Annotated in this window: 19 protein-coding genes and 1 riboswitch; of the genes, 7 read left to right on the forward strand and 12 right to left on the reverse strand. The window is 43.0% G+C overall.

Annotated features, from left to right (window positions below):
- Positions 1-64: 64 nt before the first annotated feature.
- Positions 65-1,042, reverse strand: coding sequence for a DUF1852 domain-containing protein (locus QQ041_RS15755; RefSeq protein WP_285954430.1), 978 nt, complete (start codon positions 1,040-1,042; stop codon positions 65-67).
- Positions 1,043-1,383: 341 nt separating this feature from the next.
- On the opposite strand from QQ041_RS15755, the gene QQ041_RS15760 reads away from it, so the two are divergent.
- The 3 genes from QQ041_RS15760 to QQ041_RS15770 all read left to right on the forward strand — a co-directional run bounded on the left by QQ041_RS15760 (position 1,384) and on the right by QQ041_RS15770 (position 3,962).
- Complete coding sequence (locus QQ041_RS15760; RefSeq protein WP_285954431.1) at positions 1,384-2,193, forward strand: sulfite exporter TauE/SafE family protein; 810 nt, start codon at positions 1,384-1,386, stop codon at positions 2,191-2,193.
- Positions 2,194-2,390: 197 nt separating this feature from the next.
- A complete protein-coding gene (locus QQ041_RS15765) occupies positions 2,391-2,783 on the forward strand; it encodes a hypothetical protein (RefSeq protein WP_285954432.1) in 393 nt (130 codons plus the stop codon).
- Positions 2,784-2,960: 177 nt separating this feature from the next.
- Positions 2,961-3,962, forward strand: coding sequence for a metal-dependent hydrolase (locus tag QQ041_RS15770; protein ID WP_285954433.1), 1,002 nt, complete (start codon positions 2,961-2,963; stop codon positions 3,960-3,962).
- A 92-nt stretch (positions 3,963-4,054) separates the two neighbouring features.
- Here QQ041_RS15770 and QQ041_RS15775 read toward each other — a convergent pair whose 3' ends face one another.
- A complete protein-coding gene (locus tag QQ041_RS15775) occupies positions 4,055-5,527 on the reverse strand; it encodes a carboxypeptidase M32 (RefSeq protein ID WP_285954434.1) in 1,473 nt (490 codons plus the stop codon).
- Positions 5,528-5,832: 305 nt separating this feature from the next.
- Here QQ041_RS15775 and QQ041_RS15780 point away from each other — a divergent pair, with 305 nt between their 5' ends.
- Positions 5,833-6,468, forward strand: coding sequence for a LysE family translocator (locus QQ041_RS15780; RefSeq protein WP_048659471.1), 636 nt, complete (start codon positions 5,833-5,835; stop codon positions 6,466-6,468).
- A gap of 115 nt (positions 6,469-6,583) precedes the next feature.
- Here QQ041_RS15780 and QQ041_RS15785 read toward each other — a convergent pair whose 3' ends face one another.
- The 4 genes from QQ041_RS15785 to QQ041_RS15800 all read right to left on the reverse strand — a co-directional run bounded on the left by QQ041_RS15785 (position 6,584) and on the right by QQ041_RS15800 (position 11,637).
- Entirely contained in the window at positions 6,584-8,062 is a 1,479-nt protein-coding gene (locus QQ041_RS15785) for an aerolysin family beta-barrel pore-forming toxin (RefSeq protein ID WP_285954435.1), read from the reverse strand.
- Between the two features lie 549 nt (positions 8,063-8,611).
- Complete coding sequence (locus tag QQ041_RS15790; protein WP_146489948.1) at positions 8,612-9,073, reverse strand: hypothetical protein; 462 nt, start codon at positions 9,071-9,073, stop codon at positions 8,612-8,614.
- Positions 9,070-9,876, reverse strand: coding sequence for a winged helix-turn-helix domain-containing protein (locus QQ041_RS15795; RefSeq protein WP_146489949.1), 807 nt, complete (start codon positions 9,874-9,876; stop codon positions 9,070-9,072). The genes QQ041_RS15790 and QQ041_RS15795 overlap by 4 nt, the downstream gene beginning before the upstream one ends.
- 390 nt (positions 9,877-10,266) lie before the next feature.
- Positions 10,267-11,637, reverse strand: coding sequence for a sodium:alanine symporter family protein (locus tag QQ041_RS15800; protein ID WP_017059726.1), 1,371 nt, complete (start codon positions 11,635-11,637; stop codon positions 10,267-10,269).
- Between the two features lie 128 nt (positions 11,638-11,765).
- Positions 11,766-11,885: riboswitch (glycine riboswitch) on the reverse strand.
- Positions 11,886-12,494: 609 nt separating this feature from the next.
- Between QQ041_RS15800 and QQ041_RS15805 the strand changes: the two genes are divergently transcribed.
- Together QQ041_RS15805 and QQ041_RS15810 are read left to right on the forward strand one after the other, a co-directional pair.
- Positions 12,495-13,229, forward strand: a complete 735-nt coding sequence (locus tag QQ041_RS15805) for a chromosome partitioning protein ParA (RefSeq protein WP_146489950.1) — start codon at positions 12,495-12,497, stop codon at positions 13,227-13,229.
- Positions 13,230-13,555: 326 nt separating this feature from the next.
- Entirely contained in the window at positions 13,556-13,720 is a 165-nt protein-coding gene (locus QQ041_RS15810; RefSeq protein WP_285954436.1) for a hypothetical protein, read from the forward strand.
- A 146-nt stretch (positions 13,721-13,866) separates the two neighbouring features.
- On the opposite strand, the gene QQ041_RS15815 is transcribed toward QQ041_RS15810, so the two are convergent.
- From QQ041_RS15815 to QQ041_RS15840, 6 genes are all read right to left on the reverse strand, one after another.
- A complete protein-coding gene (locus tag QQ041_RS15815) occupies positions 13,867-15,408 on the reverse strand; it encodes a sodium:alanine symporter family protein (protein WP_146489951.1) in 1,542 nt (513 codons plus the stop codon).
- A gap of 512 nt (positions 15,409-15,920) precedes the next feature.
- Entirely contained in the window at positions 15,921-17,099 is a 1,179-nt protein-coding gene (locus QQ041_RS15820; RefSeq protein WP_146489952.1) for an ABC transporter permease, read from the reverse strand.
- The gene (locus QQ041_RS15825) at positions 17,096-18,421 is read right to left on the reverse strand and encodes an ABC transporter permease (RefSeq protein WP_285954437.1); all 1,326 of its coding nucleotides are present in this window, start codon (positions 18,419-18,421) and stop codon (positions 17,096-17,098) included. Before QQ041_RS15825 ends, QQ041_RS15820 begins: the two co-directional genes overlap by 4 nt.
- 7 nt (positions 18,422-18,428) lie before the next feature.
- Positions 18,429-19,403, reverse strand: a complete 975-nt coding sequence (locus tag QQ041_RS15830) for an HlyD family secretion protein (protein ID WP_285954438.1) — start codon at positions 19,401-19,403, stop codon at positions 18,429-18,431.
- A gap of 3 nt (positions 19,404-19,406) precedes the next feature.
- The gene (locus QQ041_RS15835; protein ID WP_285954439.1) at positions 19,407-20,855 is read right to left on the reverse strand and encodes a TolC family protein; all 1,449 of its coding nucleotides are present in this window, start codon (positions 20,853-20,855) and stop codon (positions 19,407-19,409) included.
- A gap of 213 nt (positions 20,856-21,068) precedes the next feature.
- On the reverse strand, positions 21,069-21,296 hold the full coding sequence (locus QQ041_RS15840) for a hypothetical protein (RefSeq protein ID WP_009846577.1): 228 nt from the start codon (positions 21,294-21,296) through the stop codon (positions 21,069-21,071).
- 617 nt (positions 21,297-21,913) lie between these two features.
- On the opposite strand from QQ041_RS15840, the gene QQ041_RS15845 reads away from it, so the two are divergent.
- Entirely contained in the window at positions 21,914-23,566 is a 1,653-nt protein-coding gene (locus QQ041_RS15845) for a sensor histidine kinase (protein ID WP_285954440.1), read from the forward strand.
- Positions 23,567-23,627: the final 61 nt, after the last annotated feature.

The raw sequence follows: 23,627 nt of genomic DNA on the forward strand, positions 1-23,627 counted from the left end.
TTCTGCCTGTCCTTAGATTCCCAAAGTGGATCGTATGTTTCCTAATGCGCGTAAAATAGAACGATTACAGCGCGTAGTTGGCAGACCAGTTCTCTAGTACCGACTGATATGGCTTAATGAAGTTTTCTTCTGCGAACTTACCTTGTTCAACAGCTAGCTTGCTTCGTTCTTCTCGGTCATACACGATTTGAGTCAGTGAGTGATCCAAGTTTTTCAAGTTTGGTTGGTAGCAGTTGCCTGCAACAGCGTTCGCGTTGTAAATCTCAGGTCGGTAGATCTTCTGGAAGGTACCCATGGTGCTAATGGTGCTGATAAGCTCTAGGTTAGAGTAATCATTCAGCAGATCACCAAAGAAATAGAAAGCCAGAGGAGCAACACTATTTGGCGGCATGAAATAACGAATCTGTAAGCCCATCTTCTTGAAATATTGTTCAGTTAAAGAAGACTCATTCGGTTGATATTCAAAACCTAATACAGGGTGTTGATTTTCTGTACGGTAATAAGTTTTATTATCTGAAACACTCAAACAAATAACCGGTGGTTTTTTAAAGTTTTCTTTGTACGCTTGAGAGTTAACGAAATATTTAAACAGCTTGCCATGTAAATCACCAAAATCGGCTGGAATACTGAATTTATCTTGGCCTTTATTATGATCTAATAGTAATACACTGAAATCATAATCACGAACATAAGACGAGAAGTTATTCCCGATTATACCTTCAATGCGCTCGTTCGTTTTGTGGTCCAGAATGTTGGTTTTCAGTACTTCAATCGAAGGGAAGGCCTCGCCGTTGCTTTCAATGTCCATATCAACAGAAATGATTTCAAGCTCTACAGAGTAGCGGTCGCCCTTTGGGTTGTCCCAATGTGCTAAAGCATTGAAACTGTTGTCAATCATCTGTAGTGCGTTACGTAAGTTCGCTTGACGGCTGTCGCCGCGAGCCAAATTAGCAAAGTTAGTTGTGATACGCGTGCTGTCTGCAGGCTGGTAGTTTTCGTCGAGGCTAATGCTCTTAATCGTAAAGTTAAATTCATTATTCATGTTGATCTAGTATCCCAATTCGTTGTCTGATTCTCTCGGTCTTTAGTATTAAAACTGCTTTATTTTTTGCTTTTGACCAGATTAAGAATCGAAGGCTATGCTGTCTGACATTAATGCTTAGTAGAATTAATGTCGTATAAATTTATTCGCTTAAGGTTTTTATACGTGGATAGGTTCATCATTAACAATGGTATTACTTCACATTCAACATGAGGAATATTCATGATCTATTATGTTTGAATATTTAAGTAGGTGTCAGTTATATTAATTATCTTGATGGAAATATAACCACATTAATAGTGTGTTATTTAAGACAATTAATTGAATAAGAGATGGATGAAATGAGTGAATTGCTGTTGTTGATTTTCTACTGTGCTTTACTAGGCAGTGGTGTTGGGTTTCTCGCCGGTTTGTTAGGTATTGGCGGAGGGCTGATCATTGTTCCCGTCCTAAGCAGCATTTTACTTTATTTAGACGTTTTACCGTCTGACCAAGTGGTTGTCGCGGCGATTGCAACCTCGTTGGCATCGATACTATTCACCTCAACGTCTTCTGCACTTGCTCACCATAAGAATGGAAACGTGCCTTGGGATCTAGCGCCTTGGATCATGTTGGGTGTTGCTCTGGGTGCACTGATTAGCGGCTTTATGGCGGCTCTGTTGCCAGAAAAAGTCGTTCGTATTGTGTTTGCTGTGAGTGTGGTTCTCATTGCGATCAAGATGTTCTTGAGCTGCAAAAATGATGCACCTAAAGAACGAAAACTGCCAAACAAAGGTGTGCTAACTGTTCTGACAACCATTACGGGTGGCTTGTCTGCCATGATAGGGATTGGTGGCGGTGCATTGTTGGTTCCGTTATTAACCTTCTTCTCTGTCGATATGAAAAAGGCGATTGGCTGTGCGTCGGCTTGTGGCATTGTGATCGCGCTATTTGGCTCGATTGGTTACATCAGTTCGGGTAGTAGCCATTTTGCTTTAACTGATGGATTCGCGGGTTTTGTTTATCTACCAGCGTTATTGGGTATCGTGTGTACGTCTTGGTTTACGGCCCCGTTAGGCGCAAAAGCGACAAACCATTTACCGGTCCCAACCATCAAGAAGATCTTCTCAGTATTGTTGGTTGTTATTGCTGCAAGCATGGTGGCTCGTTAATTTCAGAAAGTTCATAACCTATCCGGTTGATGAGTTAATTAGACATTTAGGTGTGAACAGCACGTAAATGTCTAATTGCGAGCTGTGTCATTCAATAGCGTGATTTACTCCTTAAAATGCATCATTATTCATAATAAAATTATTCCGTTTTATAAATATTTCAAATGTGGTCAAACAATTACGCAAAGGAATTTATGATGGCACGGGAAATCTCATTTAAAAGTAATGGGCCACAATGGAGTGTTGTTCTATCAATGACGATAACCTACACGATCGTATCTCTGATGATCAGTTTCTTTTATCAAACTGAATTGCAGCTTTTTCCTTTCATCATCTCAATTACTCTCATGACTGCGTTTTACATGTTTGCCTCAAGGCTCACGAAAAGCCATTTGTCTTTAGATAATGGAATCGTGTATTTGCATGGTATTAAGGCGAATCTAACGGTTAAAAAGTCTTTGTTTGGTCATTCTTTTATTGAAGTGAAATCCTTGACCGAAAAAGGTTACCACAAGGTGAATATTCGCAAAGGGCAAGTTGAGCTATCTGATTGGGATCTGTTGTTGAGTAAGGCGACACAATCACACTGATTAGATACGGGTTAATGAGAGCCGAATAAGAGCAGTCATCAGGCTGCTTTTTTTGTCTGCCTACATTTATACGATTATGTCTATGAGTCTGTTGATAAAATCTTGTTGTTTAACCGGATTCACTGCTATAGCTAAATGTACTTGTTCAGATTAAGGGAATGCTAAAGTGAGTGGTTTATGGATCCGTTAACACAGGGTGTGCTAGGCGCTTCTTTGGCACAATCGGCGAGTAAAAAACAACATTTGGTGGTCGCTGGGGTATTAGGGCTACTCTCTGGATTGGCGCCAGATTTAGATGCACTGATTAAGTCTCAGAGTGATCCTTTGTTGACTTTGGAGTTCCATCGGCAATTTACACATTCACTCTTCTTTATCCCAATTGGCAGTTTGATCTGTGCTTTGGCTCTGCATCATCTGATTGCAAAAAGGCGCGGACTTTCTTTTAAGCAAAGCTGGCTGTTTTGTGCACTGGGTTACGGCACTCACGCACTGTTAGATGCTTGTACTACTTATGGTACACAGTTGCTTTGGCCTTTCACCAGCGCGCGTTTTGCTTGGAATACCATTTCAATCATCGACCCTGTTTATACACTTCCCATCTTAATATTGCTTGTGTTTGCAAATTGGAAACGAACACCTTGGTTGGCTCGTATTGCGTTTCTGTGGGCTTTGATTTATCCGACGCTAGGAATGATTCAGCGAGATAGGGCAGAGGCGATTGGATGGCAATTAGCGCAAGAAAGACAACATGAGCCGATTCGATTAGAGGCAAAACCGAGCTTTGCAAATATCTTAGTGTGGAAAGTGGTGTACGAAACAGAATCCCGATACTACGTAGATGCTATTCGAGTTGGCACCTCCGTTAAAACCTATTCTGGAGACTCTATTGTTAAACTGAATGTGAGTCAGGATTTCCCGTGGCTTGACCCTAATTCACAGCAAGCAAAAGACATTGAACGTTTTCGTTGGTTTTCAAATGGTTATATTGCACAAGATCCAATAGATGATCTGCGTGTTATCGATGTTCGATATTCAATTGTACCGAACCAAATGAAAGCACTTTGGAGCATCAAATTATCTCGGTCTGCTGATGCAGAGACACATATAAAGTACGAAACACACAGGGACAACACCCCCGAGTCTAGACAGATCTTTCTAGATATGTTGAAAGGCAATTAATGGTAAGGGGTCTTGAGAGTAAAAGGCTGAGTCAGATGATCTGCTCAGCCTTTTTTGATCGTTGTTCTAAACAACCTTTGCTTATTAGCTAATTAAAGGTAACGACTTCTGAGGTGATCTTTGAAGTACTGTGCATTCAAGGTTTCACCCGTTGCTCCTTTCACCAAATCATCGGTGTTAAGCAGGCTACCTTTACTCCAAATGTTCGACTCTAACCAAGTGAAGATAGGCGATAGGTCACCACTTTCAATCACAGCGTTCACATCCACCGTTTTCTTCATTGAAGCCATGAACTGAGCCGCGTACATCGCACCTAGTGTGTAAGATGGGAAGTAACCGAATGCGCCGTCTGTCCAGTGAATGTCTTGCATACAGCCATTTGTGAAGTTGCCTTGAGTGCTTAAACCAAGGTAAGACTGCATCTTAGTGTTCCAAAGTTCTGGGACATCAGTGTGTTTGATTTTGCCGTTGATCAAGTCACGTTCAATTTCGTAACGCAAGATAACGTGCGCTGGGTAGGTCAGCTCATCGGCATCAACACGGATGAAGTCTTTCTTCACGCGAGTGTAGATCTTCTGGAAGTTATCTTTCTCAAATTCTGAGCCTGAGAACTGTTGTCCTGCTAGGTTGGCTAAGTGTCCGATGAATGGATCGCTGCGACCAACTTGCATTTCGAAGAACAGAGACTGAGATTCATGGATACCCATAGAGCGAGCCTCACCTGCTGGTTGGCCCGCTAGGTGTTTAGGTAAACCTTGTTCGTAACGTGCATGGCCCGTTTCATGGACGATGCCCATTAAGCTTTGAACGAATTCAGCTTCATCGTAGCGAGTTGTGATACGCACGTCTGAAGGCACGCCGCCACAGAACGGGTGAACACTTTCATCTAGTCGGCCGTGTTCAAAATCGAATTGTAGAAGCTTCATCACTTCTAGACCAAGTGCTTTTTGTTTCTCTGTCGAGTAGATACCAGATGGCGCGTTAAATTGCTCGCTCGACTGTTTTTCGATGACTTCGTCAATCAGGTTTGGTAGCCAGGTTTTAACGTCTGCAAACAAGATATCAAGCGAAGCAGAGCTGGTGCCCGGTTCGTAGATATCCAGCATCGCATCATAAGGGGTCAAGTTAGCGGCGTCTGCGCGGATTTGTGCTTCTTCGCGCGATAGCTCAACCACTTCACGCCAGTTCTTTTCAAAACCAACCCAGTCGTTTTCCCCACGTTGGCTACGCCACGCATGTTCACATTTTGAACCCGCTAGAGATTTCGCTTCAACCAGTTTTTCTGGAAGTAGGTTAGCTTGTTGCCATTGGCGTTTGATTTCACGTAGGGACGATTGTTGCTCGTTATTCAGTGTTTCGTTTTCAGCGTCTGCAATCCAAGCGCCGAGTTGTGGCTGAGTCATTAGACCGTGAATATGAACAGAAAGCTCGGCCATCGCTTCACTACGTGCTTGATTGCCGCCAGCCGGCATCATGGAAGCTTGGTCCCAACCACAAATAGAGGCTAGGTGCTGAAAGCGTGAACATTTTTGAGAGTGTTCGACTAGTTTTTTGAATGCGCTCATTTGACTACTCTTAATTTGGTTTCTTTAAATGACCCATAAGGCTGCATCAGTTTAAGGGGCATCTCGATGTTTAGTACTTTGAAGTTGGTCACTTCACTTTGTTTCTGAGGCTGTTCTTCTCAGTAGAAGATATAGCTTAAACAAGGTAGGGCAGTGATATGCCAGTAATTTACTATTTGTTAACAAATTAAACTGTACCATTGTGCACAAAATCAGTGACTTGTATAGCTGGTGGCAATTGTTGCTTGCGAATTGTTCAGATACACGGTATTGATGATAAATCGCTGAACAAGAATGACAATGATATGGATATTTTGAACTTTGAGGCATTTCTAATTGCCATCACTATTTTAACGCTAACGCCGGGTTTAGATACGGCATTGGTAATTCGTAATACGAGCCGTTCTGGCTTATCTGACGGTGTAATGACCAGCTTTGGTATCTGTAGCGGTCTTTATGTGCACGCTTTTTTCTCTGCGGTGGGTATCTCTGCGATTCTTGCTCAATCAGCTGAACTCTTTCAAGCCGTAAAAATGGTGGGTGCGGTTTACCTAATTTGGCTTGGTTTAAGCAGTTTACGCGCTTTGATGAAAAATGGTGGCGGGTTGAAGGTTGGCGAGCAAGCTCATCAAGCTTACAGTGCAAAACGTTCTTTGCGTGAAGGTTTCTTATCTAATGTGCTTAACCCAAAAACGGCGGTTTTCTATTTGGCTTTTCTGCCTCAATTTGTAAACCCTGAAGGCTCGCCTTTATTGCAATCTATGTTGATGGCTTCAGTCCACTTTATGATTGCGATGGTGTGGCAATGTGGTTTAGCTGGTGCATTGAACTCGGCTAAAAACTTGCTCAAGAATGCGAGTTTTATGAAGTGGATGGAAGGCGTGACTGGCATGGTACTAGTGGGGCTAGGCGTTAAGCTTCTAATGGAAGAGCCTGTGTAGTTCACTGTTTTTTACTGAACATGAATATATGAAAGCCCACGACGTGTCGTGGGCTTTTGTCTTTAGGGTGAATCGAGTGTTTTGGCAAATTAAGTGTTAAAGGTGAGTCATTGTGTTATTCAACAACGCTGATGTTCATCTCAGCACCTTCGAAACCTAAGTCACTCAACTCATCAGCATTGAAGTTGGTGGTGACTTCAATATCGCCAATACGTTCGGTAGTTTCGTTAACGGAATCTGTACTTCTTTTGCTACGTAGATTGTTGGTAATCGGTGTCGCTTGGCCAATCTCAATAGTACCTGCAAATTGAGAGTCTGCGTAGAAGTCACCCGATACATAAGAGTGGAATGGACGTAAGCTTCCGCCAGTCGCGTATTGCATGCTTGATAAGCCAGCTTCTTTAATAGCCCAGCCCCAATCCCACCATTTTGTTTCACCTGGAATGTATCGGTGATCCCATTGGTAGCGAATGTCTGCAGATTTATCACTGCCGCGACCCATAGTGAAGGTGTGAGCTCTGTAAGGGCGGTTGTCTGGGTGTGTATGCCATGCGTTGCCACCCCAACGGAGGAAGCCGTTAAACTCAACATCGTAGCTAATGTCGGCGTTGAATCGGTACGGGTAGGAGATACTTGAACGATACAACTCAACTCGAATCGGAAGCTCTGAGTTGGCTGGGACCATCGGGCGCGCTTGAAGTGTCACTTGCTCGCTAGTGGAGCCCCCATTTGATTTAGAGAAGCTTTGGTTGGCTTCGAACTTAATGGTGAGCTTAGTTTCGCCAACAAGAGGCCACTTAAACGTATTCTCTGTTTGAACACTTTGTGAGAACCCATAGCTGTTCGTTTTTGACCAGTTTGTTGACTCATCCACTTTCAGGTCGACAACCACTTGTTGCGCGATATTACTGTTGTTTCTTGCTGTTGCGTAAACGGTCTTAACCAGTTCACGATCTGATTCGACAACATCACCATGCCAAAAGTTATCGTCGTTAACGGTGTAGGCAAAGTTGTCGACGGTGATTTTAGTTTTTTCCCCACAGCGATAACCGCTACAAGAACCACCATTGTTTCCTTGTATCACCCAGCTGTCGCCAGAGCGATTTATTGTCATGTCTTCGCCAACGTACTGACTGTTATTGCCGCCAACCCATGCGTATCCAAGGTTGTGAGCTAGATAGCTTAGTGGGCGAACAAAATCGTTACGGTTATTGACCAACTCATATTGAACATCTAACTCGCTACCTTCTGGAACTGATTTAGCAGAGTAGTTTGGAATCTCAGACTGGTCATTGTTCGGATAACAGAACGTTTTGCCGTTGGTTGTATCTTGTTTAATAAGGCCATTATATCCCGGGCCCATGATCACCCAGTTTCCTTTTAAGCCTGTGATCTGCCAAGTGCCCATTCTAGCCAGCAAAGCACTCTTTTGCTCTTCGGCTTCAAAGCGGTCTAACGGGCGATAGCCAGAGCGACATACATCGTCACCAAGTTGGTCATGGACTATTTGGTCTGGGTAAATTTTTGCGTTTACGCCAGTAGATAGAACAGACAACACTGCGGTTGCTAAGAGACTTCTGTTTATTCGGATCATTAACAATTCCCTCATTTGTAATTTTTCTATTTTGATAATGTTTTTTGTGCCATGCAGTTAACAAGACAAGTTCACTTTTTCATGTTGATAAATAGATAGATACTGAAAAGGGTTGAATTAATTTACCTTTTAAATTCAACGGTTTGTATTGTTTGATTTGTTTTTTGGTGAAAGAGAGTGTAACTAAAAAGAAAATGTTTGATGAGGCTCAAACCGTTTTTAGAAAAATGAGGAGTTATGATTGATACATTAACGTCAAATAGTTTTTGACGTGGTCTATCGCGAGTGAAATGAATGGTTAAGTACGAGAGGAGACATATTATTCACATCGTTTTTATTTGATGTAAATATCAACAGGAAAGCGATAAATCAGATTTGGATGTTTAAATTTAATCCAGTGTTTTAAACACTCGATTAATTGAATGCTCAAAATACAAGAGATGTTTATTGATGCAGTAATAAATTTAACCATCCATTTTTTATGTGTAATATTCAGAACGATGTTAATTAAAACAAAGTGAATTTAACTGGTGGCCAAACGGCGACAAATTATCGTTTAGCCAAAAGTTGTGTTCTTCCATTATTACATGTCCGAATGATGGCAAACAGATCATTTGAACTTAATATATCAACCTTAAGTGTTAAAGGGTCATTGTTGATAAGCAGGTAGGGCGACAACAAGCTGTCATTCATCGCTTTATTTATTTTTTGCACGGAGAGTAAGTCGATAGTGCCAGCTATTGAAAAGAATAGGGATTGAGAAGGGCCGGCCTCACCTCTAAACCGTAGAACAATCGGGTCGGGCATGCTGTCATCTTGGACGGACATTAGGTGTAGAACCTCGTTATCGCTTATTTTGGTGAGTCCATCGGTTCGTAATACATTTCCATCTAACACAAGATCTACCACGCTATGTTGATAACGGTGCTCTTCTTGGGGTGGAGAAGAAGGAATACTCCATATACCAATCAATAACGCTAACGAGGAAAACAGAGCTACAAATGGCATCATAATTGGCCTCTCTTTAGGAATAATTCTATCTCTTCACTCGCTCGGTCTAATTGCGTGGCCGTGTAAAAGATATTGATGGACTGACGTGTCGTCTTGTTGAGTATGGAGAGTTCTGAATAGCCGGGCTCATCGCTGATGTATGCCACGCAATCACATTGGTATTTGTAGAGAATAGCCTCTAGTTCTGGGCTTAAGGACACTTTTGTTTCCTGAAAAACTTGGACCTGCCCAACCCATTGTTCATTAAGCCGGTTAAAGGGCGTGATATCCCCAAGGCTTTTATCGTGAACCTTAGCAAAAGCCAATAATGCCGAGGACAACAATAAACAACCCGTTATGAAATAACACAGCCTGTTTTTGTATAAGCTGACCTGAGAGTAAGTAAGTGAAGTCGATTTGGATTCAGGTGTATCGTTGCTCGCAATAGAGGCCGCAATATTACTTTGACCGAGCGGGACTTGCTCGCTGACAGGCGTGAGGGGAATCGTCACTTCGCTTTGTGGTTGCGAGTCAATAAAGACGCATTCATCAATAAGTCGGTAACCGACCTTTGGCACTGTGACGATGGGTGTTTCTCTGATGCCAAGTTTAACAAATCCTTGGCGAAGCAAACTGATACATTTCGCAAGTGACGTATCCCCAATGAACTCGCTTCCCCATGCGAAACTAATAATATCTTGTTTGTTCACAATCTCGGGTGAGTTTTTAAGTAATAACTCTAAAACGCGAGTTTCACGATATCCTATTTTAATAGAACGTTCGTCGTTATAAATACGGTTTTTAATCGGGTCAAATCTGATCATATAGCCAACGTTTATTTTTATTATAATTCTCTCAACAATTTAGATGACTATAAACTGACTATTATATGAATTAAAGTCACATGTTTTATTCTGGTGTGTTTTTGCGTGGTTCAAACAAAAGCATTTTTCATTTTTTATGAAAGAAACTCTGCTATCTAGTCACAATCTGTTAAATATAAGTAATATCTAATTAAGTTTTGATTTTATTAGGGAGCTTTTAATTAGAGAGTATTGGCTTAATCTTTGTCTCTAATTTAATTAGAACAATGCTCTAATTAAAATCTTATTTTATTTGTGGGTATACGGTAGTAATAACTTAGTCAGTTTAAGTATTGAATGGATAGAAAAAAGCCCGCACTTGAATGCGGGCTTTGGTTCAATCAATTCTGATTATGCTTTTACAGCTTCACAATCGTTTGAAGACGTTAAAGGTTTGAAGAACAGCTTAGTTTCTTCGATAACCACGTGGCGTAGCAAAATAAGGCCGATCAGGTTTGGAATTGCCATCAGGCCGTTCACGATATCGGCCATTATCCAGATCATGTCGAGCTTTAGGAATGCTCCAGAAGCCACTAATGCGATGAATATTATCTTGTAAGGCAATACTGCTTTGGTACCTAGCAAGAACACAACGCAGCGCTCACCGTAGTAGTTCCAACCTAAAATTGTTGTAAACGCAAAGAAGATCAGGCCAACAGAAACCAACATAGGGCCAAGGGTGTCTGCATTCAAACCAACGGCGAATGCATGAGTGGTCATCGCAGCACCAGACAGGTCCGTTTGCCAAGCGCCCGTTAAGATAAGCGCCAAACCTGTCATGGTACAGATGATGATGGTATCGAAGAAGGTACCTGTCATAGAGACAAGGCCTTGCTTCACGCATGAATCTGTTTTTGCAGCCGCCGCCGCCATTGGTGCGCTACCTAGACCAGATTCGTTCGAGAACACACCACGAGCGATGCCTGATTGGATAGCAAGCATGATGCTTGCACCAAAGAAACCACCGGTTGCTGCTGTGTTGGTAAACGCAGAGGTAACAACAAGGGTAATAGCATTCAACAGTTGGTCTGCATTTGAAATCAGAACGCTTAAACATGCGACAACGTACATAACCGCCATCGTAGGAACAACTTTCCCTGCCACCTTAGCGATAGATTGAATACCACCAAGGGTTACCACTGCCACTAGTATCGTTAGAACGACAGCAGACATCTCACGAGAAGCACCAAATGAAATTTGAGTTGCGTCTAAGATAGCGTTTACTTGTGGGAAGGTACCAATACCGAAGCAGGCAACACCGAGCGCGAAGACAGCGAACATTACCGCCAAGATTCGTGAGCCGACACCGTATTGCAGGTAGTACATTGGGCCGCCAACCATTTCGCCATTGCTATCGGTTCTGCGGTATTTAACGGCAAGTAGACATTCTGCGTACTTGGTCGCCATGCCAAATACAGCGGCAAGCCACATCCAGAATAGGGCACCAGGGCCACCAATCTTGATTGCGGTCGCTACACCAACGATGTTACCTGTACCAATGGTTGCGGAAAGCGCGGTACACAAAGCGGCAAAACTTGATACGTCACCCGTACCGGATTTGTCTTTGCTGAATACCATTTTTAGCGCGGTTGGGAGGTGTCTAAACTGGAGTAAGCCTAAGCGAAAAGTAAAGTAGATACCTGTACCCACTAGCAGAATAAGCAGTGGTGGTCCCCAAACGAATTGGTTGATGGTTTGTAGTGTAGCTTGTAGGTGGTTCATAGATTCCCCTTAATAAATTAAAAATTTAAGGAGAAGAGGGAAGGCAGTGCAGATCACAGGGATCGGGAGCACTACTTAATACATACGGATTTCTAGATAGAATTCTTTTGTTAATTAAGGCTGTTGCTTTCCACTCCTCTGTCCTTTTGCCTGAGAGTTTCACTTAGCGAATCACTTATAGATAAGTAACGGGCACTAAGCTTGCTCCTTCGGCGACCGATCTAACGGTTCTCTCCAGAGGTTCCTCCAACGACAGTCCTCACTTTTCTGGATTTCTCCAGCATAAAGCACCTGAAAGATTTACTTCTTCGGCGGGTCAATCTAACTAAATGTTAATATTTAGTTAAAAACCACTCTCCTGCAGTCTTCATCGGAACAATTACCTAAATAATTAGGTAATCTGTAGGCGTATCCTAGATCATATAAAATGTGATGTCAGCTACAAAATATCTGTTTGCACAAATGTTGTTCAACTAAATGATCAAACAACGAGTCTCTGACGTAACTTGCTTATTTAAATGGTATAAAATAGAGAAACAAGGAGGAGTTATGACTCGACTAATAGCGATTGTTTTTTTATTGGCTTTGGCATTTGTACTATTTCGTTACCGGACAAACGAAAAACTGCAAAAAGGGGTTGTGATAGTTATCGTTAGCAGCTTCCTTTTGTATACTGCCAGCTTGATGATTTCGGAGTTAACTCGTTAAACCTCTCTGTAAACAGTTGGGATGAATGTGTTAGCAAAGCTTAAGTGCTTCTGGCTTGAGCGATAGGTTTAACTGAGCCTACACTATCAGTATTGGCATCAGTGCCAGTGACCGCGTAACGTTAAACAAATTTTTGGGAGTACCCGCTAGTGAACCAGCAATCTGGACAAAGCGAACAAGATGAAGTGGTTGTTATTGAAGAACGCGATAAGCGCAGTCAGCTCTATATCGGCATTGCTGCGGTTATAGGTTTAGCGCTGGGTGGCTTAATCGGTTCGACAGTGACGGCTTCGAAGTGGGAGTCCACTTATCAGGTACTCGAAACCCGTTATCAAGAATTGCGCGACAGTAAAACAGAATTGATGACGTCGGTTGAAGCTAAAGTGGCAAAAGTTGATACCGAGATCGACGCCAAAGTCGAAGTTGCGCTAGCAAAGCAAGTGGAAGAGCATCAAAAAGAGCTTCAAGAGTTAGCGAAACAATCTGCGGTTTTAGAAAAGGCGAACTACTCGTTAGAGCAGCAGTTAAACGAACAAAAGCAAACGCTAGATAAAACTGAGCAAGATAATCAAAAGCTAAACCGTCAGGCGGATATGCAGTCGACCTTGTTTGAACGTTCTCGTGAACTGTTCCGTAAAGAATTACAAATATCTCAAGAACTTGAAAAGCTTGAGAAAGAAAGAGACGAGCTTGAACAGAACCTTGGTTCACTTAAGAAAGCGTGTGATGTGTTCTTAGATGGCACATCATGGGATGCGAAATCTGACGCGTGTGAGAAACAAGATAATGCCAACTCTAGACTGAGTGATATCAGACAGATGATTGAAGTTCACACCATGGATCTCAAGCAAATCAAAACACTTACTGAAGAGATGGGTTTATAAGTCGAAGGCTTTACCAACCTAGCGTTAGTTTTGCAGTAAATATTGAAACGCCCACATCACACACGTGATGTGGGCGTCTTGCGTTTTCTCGAGAGCGTAGAGCCGATTCTTTCTCACTATTGATGATTTAAGTGTTTTCATTGTTTACTTCGATATTTGTGAATAGTTACGTATAACAACATGATGTGTTACTTGTTGCCTATTAAATGACTTTGCATGCATCTTTTCAGATCAGTGTCGCTGCATAATAGTGGTGTTCAGGACGAACACGCCGTCGATTGCTCGATTGCATTTGGACTGCTTTGACTACATATAGGGATGGAGTGATGCAAGAGTATCTTTGTGAGAACTGCACCATGTCTTATTGTTTCGATGATTGTCGTTTGTCACTAGCACAAAAAGAGATGATCGAAGTAGAAGAGTTGGTTCGTCGTATCGACGTTGAGCACGATAGTGAAAAGAGTAAGCAAGGCATTGAGGATAGCTGCTAGCCTAACAATTCAAACATAAAAAATCCCCACAAGCAAAGCTGGTAGGGATTTTAGGTTAATTGCAGTACTGTTCTCGCTTTCTCAAGCAAAGGGTATTACAAAAATTTTTAGAACAGTGTTATTTGACGATAAGCACTGAAGAGAAGTTATTTCTCGTAAGTTTTGATTTCGCCAGATTTCACGCGAGCAACAAATGATTGCAGTTCCTTCTTCACAACTGGCATCAAGAAGTACAGACCAAGAATGTTGAAGATAGACATTGCAAAGATAGCCGCGTCAGAGAAGTCGATTACCGCGCCAAACTGAATCGTGGCACCAATAACAACAAACACACAAAACATCACTTTAAAAATCAGTTCCGTTGTTTTGCCTTCACCAAATAGGTAAGTCCACGCCTTAAGACCGTAGTACGACCAAGAGATCATTGTCGAAAACGCAAACATGATTACCGCAAGAGCGAGTGTGTATTTAAATACTTCTGCAGTTTCAGTAAACGATGCTGCAGTAAGTGTTACACCCGTTAAACCAGAACCATCGAATGGACCTACATTTAAGCCAGCGATAGTGATAACCAATGCTGTCATTGTACAAATGATTACCGTATCAACGAACGGTTCTAATAGTGATACTAGACCTTCGGTGATTGGCTCTTTTGTTTTAACCGCTGAGTGAGCGATAGCTGCTGAACCTACACCTGCTTCGTTCGAGAATGTTGCACGCTTCAAGCCTTGGATTAACGCACCAATGAAGCCACCAACGACACCTTCACCAGTAAATGCACCTGTAAAGATTGCGCTGAACGCAGGACCAACTTGATCAAGGTTAGAACCGATTACAATCAGAGCCATACCGATATACAGAGCAGCCATCCAAGGAACAACTTTTTCCGTTACCGATGCGATAGAAGGCATACCACCAACAATCACAGAGAAAACTAAAGAGGCGAGTACAAGGCCAGTGATCACACCGTATTCACTTGGTACATCAAATGCGTAAGTTAGCATCGCGTGTGCTTGGTTAGCTTGGAACATGTTACCGCCACCCAATGCACCTAAAATACACATCAGAGCGAAGCCAATAGCGAGCACTTTGCCTAGTCCACCTAAACCTCTTTCACCAAGGCCTTGGCTTAGATAGTACATTGGACCACCCGAAACAACACCTGAAGGTAGGATAGTTCGGTATTTCACACCTAAGGTACACTCACAGAACTTAGAAGCCATACCCAGAAGGCCACACAAGATCATCCAGAATGTCGCGCCAGGACCACCAATCGCAAGTGCAGCACCCACACCGGCAATATTACCAAGCCCAACAGTTCCAGAAAGCGCGGTTGTTAACGCTTGAAAGTGAGAAACTTCCCCTTCGTGTTTGGAACTAGGGTCTGTGTACTTACCTTTAATAATGTCTATTGCCATCCCGACACGTTTAAATTGAACAAAGCCAAAGTAAACAGTAAAGATAATTGCAGCGAGCAATAGCCAGCCAACAATTATTGGAAAGCTTGCTTCACCTACAGGGACGCTTTTAAATATCAGTCCAACGAACCAACCTGTGTATTCGTTGAAAAATCCATCAACACTTTGACTTAAGTTACTGATAGCTTGATTAAATGATCCTTCTTCTGCAAATGCACTGGAACTAAATAATAATATAAACCCAAAAAATAATTCACGTAAGTTTTTCATGGTTTTCCCTGTCTTTTTATTAAATTATGTTTGTTGCTGTTGTGTTTGTTTTCTATTTGCTTTGTATATTTCAGTAACTTATCCACTTCATTCGACGGCAACATAAACGGTTGTAGCTGGGTCGAAAAACGAAATAAATATAAGTACTGATCTTGCTTTATATGTATATCCTTTTGGTATGTGCACCAATAAGACTATGGTATTCGGCCTACCAAGCCTTACTGACAAGCCTATACATAAAAATAATGCCATCAAAGAAATTTTTACAATAAATTTACAATTGTACGAGTTTCGTCATTGTTTGGGTATAAGTGGGCTTTTTTTAGGTAGCAAAAGGCATATGCAGTGGCAGTTATAACGACTGGTGAATGTTGATGTACTTTTGAAAGTCTTAGACATTCGATGGCTGAGGACGTAAATCTGAGGACATTAAAAAAGCCCTGTTCATATCAGAGCTTTTTAATGGTTTTCGATGAGAGGGAAGTCTTAATGCTTAGTTTGTAGACTTAGGACTAAGCCGCTCGATGGCTGCTGCCAGTACTATTGTTAACGTTACTTTTGCTCGATTTGTGGTAGAGCTTAAGTGCTAATAACGAAGCCCATAACGCAACTTGTCCCCACAGCAATGTCCATTGAAACGCTACTTCCTGCCAAGATGCACCCATCTGATTAAGCGCTAAGAAACCTTGAATTGCTGGTGTGCTTGGGAATAACTGGGATAACAGCACTAACCACTCAGGCATCATTTCAACGGGCCAGATAAAACCTGAAGAGAAGATCAGTGGCATTGAACTGATTAACACCACAACCGTGACTAGCTCTCTTCTTGGTACTAGCTCACCGATAAAAATTCCGATTAAACAACTGGCCAATAAGAAAGGCAGCAGTAGAGTTAGAATTTTAGTCATAGAGGCGAGCAAGTTAATCCCGTACATTGAGAAGCTGGCGCCGAAGTAGTACATCGACAATAGGTAATAAATGCCAACTAAGGTACAACAACGAGCAAGAATCAGTTTCGCCGGAGAGGTTTTACTCCAGTAGCCAAACGTTGATTGAGCGTTTTGGGTTGCACCAACTAAACCAGAAGCCATTGCTAAGGTTTGTTGCAGGATCAACACAAAGACGGCTGGAACTACGTAATCGATGTATCCCATGCGGCTATTGAAGGTGGGTTTTAGGTTCAAGCTGAATGCGCTGTAGCCTTTGGCTGCGGATTCCAAAGGTACACCTTCGACTAATAAGTGACTGACCTTAACTTGCGCAGCTAGCGTGCCTCCGGCCTTGGCAAGCCCTTCAACAATGGTTCCGTATACCAAGAAGTAGGAAGCATCGCCCGCGTAAGAAAGCGTCGGGCTCTTACCGAGCAGTAAGTCTTTATAGAAGTCTTCTGGGATGACGAGGAATCCGCCAATCTCTTGGTTAAGTACGGCTTGTTTTGCATCAGCGATGCTGGAGTCTCGACGTACCAACTCGATTTGAGAGGTGGCATCCACCATTCGCTCTAATTGATAGCTGCTTTGACTCTTGTCCAAGTTTACAACGGAAGCTTTGAGCTGTTGAGGAACTTGGTTCGCGTAAGGCAATGGATACAAGAATGAATAGAAGACCACACCACCGAATACCGTAAGAAGCACGACAGGGTTACGCAGTACCGCTAAGAGTTCTTGCTTGAGCAGTTGAGTAAAGCTCATCGTTTTACTCCTTGTTGTGCTGATATTTCTGGTTTCTCTTGCTGTGTTGCTTGTGTTGCTTGTGTTGCTTGTGTTGCTTTTGCAGATAGAGCCGCTTGTGCAGACAGAGCTGACTGCGCCAAGTGTTTCTTAATCAACAACATCACCACGAAAGCAGGAACCGCGTACCACAACATAGTAGAGAGGCTGATCAGCGATTGTGCCGCGCTCACGCCATAACTTGATTGTGCTGTTTGTACTTCGATGTAGTGACTCACTGGCAATAAGCTTCTCCAGATTTGAGCTGCCGTGTTCATGTCAGTCACTGGAAAAGTGATTCCCATAAACGCAAAGCTTGGTGCCGTGAAGGCGCCAGCGAAGCTCATTGCCCTTGCTGGATCAAGTGTTAAGAAGAAAAACAAACATCCCATGATGATACAACTAATCACGGTAAGCAGTTGGGCAATGGTCAATGCCACAAAGCTGCCGTTAAATGGCCACTCTAAGAGGATATAGAACCAAAAACTAAACGCGATACCAAACATCAAAAACAAGACAAGATAGGGCGTTAATGTTGATGCGAGTGACTTCATAGGGGCGTTGGATAACCAAGCTTGAAGGCCACGAGCTCTAACGTTCGCTGTTAGGATCAGTATCGTGCCTACCACAATCATAATCTGCCACAGCGCAGGAATAACCGCAGACACCAAGAACTGAGCATAACTGGTGTTCTTGTTGAACAGTGGCGTGATCTGGCTTTGCACTGTTACTGCTTGGCCTAATGCTGATTGCACCGTGGTATCGCCGTGTGACAGTTGTCTCACGACTTCAAGTTGCGCGTTAAAAGTCCCTTGAGCCTGCAGCAACGCTGAGTTCACCAGCTTACCGATCAAGATAAATTGGCTGTTGTAGAACACAGACACTTGTGGATTCAAACCGAGCAGAAGATCTCGGTCGAAGTGCCTTGGTATCACAACATAACCATAGATATCGCGTTCAATCATCGCTTTCGCCGCTTCACTCGCCGAGCTGTATTTGTGAGTGACTTGCAGCGTTGGTGATGCATCAACAAGACGTGTGAACTGCTGCGAAATCTGGCTGTGCTCAAGGTCGACAACTGCAACCGGTAAGTCACGAGCGATTCCTTGTGAAAAAATCAGCCAGATACTGGCAGCAAGCATCAAAGGGAGCCAAGTTAGGCAAGACAACAACCATTTGTCTTTACGTACAATCGCCCACTGCCTAAGCAAGGTACTCTTCACTCTATGATGCTCTGATGATTGCGAGCTTCTAGATTGTGAGCCTGTAGATCGCGTTCCTGTAGATCGAAAGTTAGCAGACATACGTCACCTAAAACTCAACCACTAGGCTCATACCCATGCGCAGTGTTTCGTCCGTGTCGACAGGGTGAGCTTCTACTTCAAAAGTACGTAAGTCGAAGCCTTGTGCTGCGTCAGTGGAACGCCAAGTCGCGAAATCACCCATTACTGCGATGTGAGTTACTTGGAAAGTTAATGATTTATCCAGAGCCGGTAGATATGCCTCAAACTGGCTGCCTTTATTGAAATGCTTAAGCATGTCTTCACGCACATTGAGTACGGCCCAAGCATCCTTGGTGTCGATAACAGTCACAACAGGGAAGCCTTGTGGCGCGAGTTCTCCTCTGCTCAATAGAACCTGAGAGACTTCGCCATTAAACCAGCTGTGGATCTGTGTGTCTTTTGCGTAAGCTTCAACTTCCGCTACTGCACCTGCTGCCATTAATGCTTTTTGAGCGGCTGCCACTTTGGTTTCGTCACGAGCACCTTCTTGCGCCAATTGATACATTTGGAATGCAGCGCTTTCGGTGTACTTCGCTGCTTGCCACTGTGTTTTCGCTTCATCACGTTTCTGTTCGGCAACCACACCATCGTTGTAAAGGTTGTTTACGCGTTGGTAAGTTTTGTCCATCAGATCAGCCGCCGCTTTGGCTTTTAACCATTGGTCTTTAGCGGCTTGGATCTGTTGAGTACGTGCGCCATTTTCTGCTTCTTGTGCTAGTGCGCCAGCGGCTTTTTGTCCCGCTTTTGCTTGTTCTAGCTTCGCATCAATCTCAGGGCTAAGAAGAGAAAATATCAACTCGCCTTTTTCAACTGAATCGCCTTTGCGCACGAATATTTCATCAATTCTGCCGGGTACTTTCGATGAGATGCTGTATTGCTGCGCATCGATTTGGCCTTGAAGCTTAACCGGCTGAGGTTGATAAGCTTGGTAGAAACTGTATCCGACCCAGCCAATAACGCCGATACCAACTAAAGATAGAAGAAGGGGCTTAATAGGTTTCATGAATTATCCTTTTGACTGGCTATCGGTGTCTGTTTTTGAGTCGAAATCAGACGGAACAGAGGAGGTTAAGTAACTCGAGTAAGCGTTCATTTCGCTGGTTAGCGCTAATAGCTTGTTGAGAGAGATTAGGTATTTGAATCGCGCAGCAGATTGCTGGGTTTTAATGCTCGCAAGATAGAGCTCGGCATCAACCACTTCTAGCGAGTTAGAAAGCCCTTGAGTGAAGGCTTTTTTACGAAGTAAGAGGTTTTCTTGAGCCAATGACAAGCTTGAGTTTAGGCCTTGAACCTCTTCAATTGCTTGGTTTGCTTCAAGATAAGTCTTTTGTACCAATACGGTTAAGTCTTGCTTTGCTTGTGACTTTAGATATTGAACCTGCGATACGGCGCTGTGAGCGGCGGCGACTTTGTCGGAACGGCCAGAAGTGTCAAGCAGTGGCACATTCACACCAATGCCAACCAACCAATCGGGTTTCATTTCACTGGCTAGAGAGTCATCTTCATACAGGCTGTAGTCACCGTAAAGGTAAACTTCTGGGTAGTATTTACCTTTCTCTGCTTTAATTAAGCTGCTTGCTTGTTTCTCTTTTGCATCAAGAATTTTAAGGCCAGGGTAGGTCATCAATGTTTGGTCAATGAACACGCCCATATGAGGCAGGTTCTTATTGATAAACAGTTGCTCTGACGGTTCTACACTTTCACTTTGACCAAGGATCTGAGTCAGTGCTAATTGAGCAATTTTGAGATCGTTCTGAGCTTTAGTACGCTCTACAATCGCTTTATCTAAAGAAGCATCGGCTTGTAGGCGTTCTACTCGTGCGATTTGCCCTTGCTGCTCAAGCTTGATGGCGAAGTCACGGTGCTGAGTTAAGCCCGCTTCAACGGCTTGGCGCGTCTTTACTACGTCTTCCGCTAAGATCACTGAGAAGTAATATTTACTTAAGTCTTCGTAGCGAGCTTGTCTCTCCATCAATAGCTGGCTTTGTGCTTCTTCGCTTTTACCTTCCGCAGCATTTTGCGCAGCGGTAATTCGTCCGCCAGTAAAGATAGGCCACACCGCACGAATAGAAGAGCTAAAGATATCTTGTTCGGTAATCGTGGAAGTAATCCCACCAAGCGCGCTGATAATTTGAGGCGGCACAGGAAGACCAATTGAAGGTACTCCACTTAAACTATCTGCAAACTGTTCACCATTGATGGTCACGTCACTATCAAGGTGCGTGTAGTTAGCCCCCAAAGTGATAGAAGGTAGATTAAGGCTACTTGTTGAGTTCTGCAGGTGTTGATAACGCTCAACGTTAGCTTGTTGAGCCGCAAGTGAGTTGTTGTTTTCTTGTAATATTTGCCACGCTTCAGAAAAAGTGAGCGGAGCTGCATAGCCTGGCGAAGTCATGGTGCCGAGAAGAATACTGGCGATCGCAAGGTATCGGAATTTTGGTTTGGTCATCTGCATTAAATACCAAATTAGAGTATTAACTCTAATGTTAACAGGGTGATAGTCATTTGTCTTGAGTTGATTGTCTCATATGTTCAGAAACGCGCATAACTCGTTAAGTATATGTAATAAAATACGTGATGCAGGAGACAAAGATCACTGACACGAAAAGAGCACGACAGACGTGCTCTTTAAGTTCAGTATAGAAGTGTTTTTACAAAATGAAGTGGCTTATTTAAAGCTAGGACAATGGTGATCGGCGCGCCACACTAATTGTCTTGATCCTTGCATTGTTTGTAATAAATCTCTACCTGACATTTGCGGGAACGCTAACAATACCTTGAGATCGAGAGGGGAGGTACCGTCTTTCTCATAGGCTCTTACGTGAGTAAAAGTCGATTGTAAGTGTTTGAACAGCATAGTCTTAGTAAGACAAATTCCAAAGTTATCGCGTTTCATTGCCTGGTTTCCTTTTCAACAATGTTTATACGTTATGTTTTTTATCCTGTTTCTATTGGACGTTGCCACTGATCGATACTTCCTGCTCATCAATGCTTCATTATTGGGTGCTGCTTTTATCAGTCACCTCTTCGTTGTTTGGCTAGCCGAGTTTGAAAATGGCGATGGATGAATAGGGGAGAAACTTAATCCGTTTGATCATCATTCGTAACTGCGAGCGCGCAACTTTTACTTATCGATACGTCCAGTTAGTGAAGAGTTGTTGTCGTTTTGTTAACCGAAACTTCGGTTTAAAGCGCTGTCTTAAAATTGCAACGTATAGCCCGGCAACAATAAACTCCTTCATATGCAACTATTATAATTGTATTTATTTTGAACAACCTAAAAAACAGCTAAAAGTTTAGTGATCTAGCTCAATATATATTCAGTTATTTGTCTTTTTTATCTAATCCGTTCTAAAAGTGCACGATTGTCCGAGTTGCACAACGTAAAGGAATATCAATTAATAATCCGCTCAATTATTTAGTTGAGTAACAGTCACAAATTCGCTTAAGTAGAAATGTCATCTAGTTAACTTGGTGTTAACATTGATCGTCTAACACTAGGGACGGTGGTATATGAAATGGAGCAGTATCAGTTTCCGTAAAAGGTTACTGATTATCATGACGGTCACTGGCCTCGTTGAACTTTTGATACTTTCAGCGGCTGGCTTTTACTACATCAAACAATCTCAAGAGCAAGAGATGGGGTTGAAAGCGTTAGGTGTTGCTGAATTTCTATCTGAATCACCACTTGTCACCACCATTATTCAAGAAAATGAAAGTGTGGACGCTAATGGCGTTCCCTACGTTTTGTCTGAAGAAACCCAAGTTAAATTTCGTAACCTTACCCAGCTCATTGGGGCAGCGTTTATTGTTGTGGGAGATGAACAGGGAATTCGCCTGATTCACCCTTATGATGACAGGCTCGGCAAACCAATGCGTGGTGGTGATAATCAAAAAGCGCTGGTATTGGGTGAGTCTTATGTATCGACGGCCAAAGGATCGCTTGGTTTTTCAGTTCGTGGTAAATCCGCGGTTAAAGACACGCAAGGGCAGGTCATTGGTGTCGTGTCAGTTGGTTACTTATTGGATTCTTTACAAGATCGAATCGAACCGTATTTAGCTTTTTTAATTGTGATGGCGTTACTGGTGGTTGCCGTCAATGCTTTGATTTCTAGCTATGTATCTCGCCGTTTTCAGCGCGCTATTTTAGGCTTTGAACCTGAAGAGATAGGCCGACTGTATGTCGAGTTAGACGTAACCATGAGTACCGTGAAAGAGGGCATTCTGAGCATTGATAAGCACGGCATTTTGCGTTCTATTAATAAGAGTGCCTGCGATATTTTATCGATAGACAGGGATAAAGCACTCAACCAACAGCGCCTTTCTGATGTATTGCCAGGCAGTGATTTAGAACAACTGCTATCAACCGGCGACACAGACCACGATGTTGAGCTTTACCTGAATAACAAACGAATCATTGCCAACCGCAGCCCGATTATAGTGGCTGGTGAGGTGGTCGGGGCGGTATCCAGTTTCCGATTACGAGATGAAATCAACGATTTGACAGACCAGCTCTCACAAACCAAAGAATATGCTGATCTACTGCGTTCACAAACCCACGAGCATCAAAACAAGCTCAACACCATCAGTGGCTTGATCCAGATGGGTGAGTTGGACTCGGTACAACAACTGATTGGCCAAGAAACAGCACACTATCAAAGCCTTATCGAGTTCTTGCGTGAAACTGTTAAAGATCCGCTCATCGCAGGCATGCTCCTTGGGAAAACGGAGCGAGCGAGAGAAATTGGTTTAGAGCTTAAAGTTGAAGAAGGCTCAAGGCTTGAAGCGCTACCTAGCTGGTTGAACGCGGATGACGTTGTCACCATTCTTGGTAATCTGATTGATAACGCCTTTGATGCCACCATGACGGCCATTAAGCAAGAGGGACAAATTGCCCCAGCACGTCGGGTTATTGAAGTATCAATCAGTGATTTTGGTAATGAAATTATTGTAGAAGTAGAAGATAAAGGGTGTGGTTTACCGAAAGATTTGGCGACGAAAGCACTCACTGAAAAAGGTGTATCGAGCAAAGCGAAGCAAAATCGCGGTGTTGGTTTGTATCTGATTAAACAACTGGCAGACAGGTACCAGGGACAGCTTGAAATGGTCGACAACCACGATTTTGGTACGCGAATGACGGTTTATCTACCAAAAGAAGAACAATAACAATTAAGCACGAGCGATCTTACTAAGATCATCGTGACGGGAAAAGCATGGTTAAAGGAAG

Origin of the sequence: Vibrio sp. TMPB1044 (genome assembly GCF_030442075.1) — a bacterium.
In the GTDB taxonomy this organism is placed as follows: Bacteria; Pseudomonadota; Gammaproteobacteria; order Enterobacterales; family Vibrionaceae; genus Vibrio; species Vibrio satsumensis.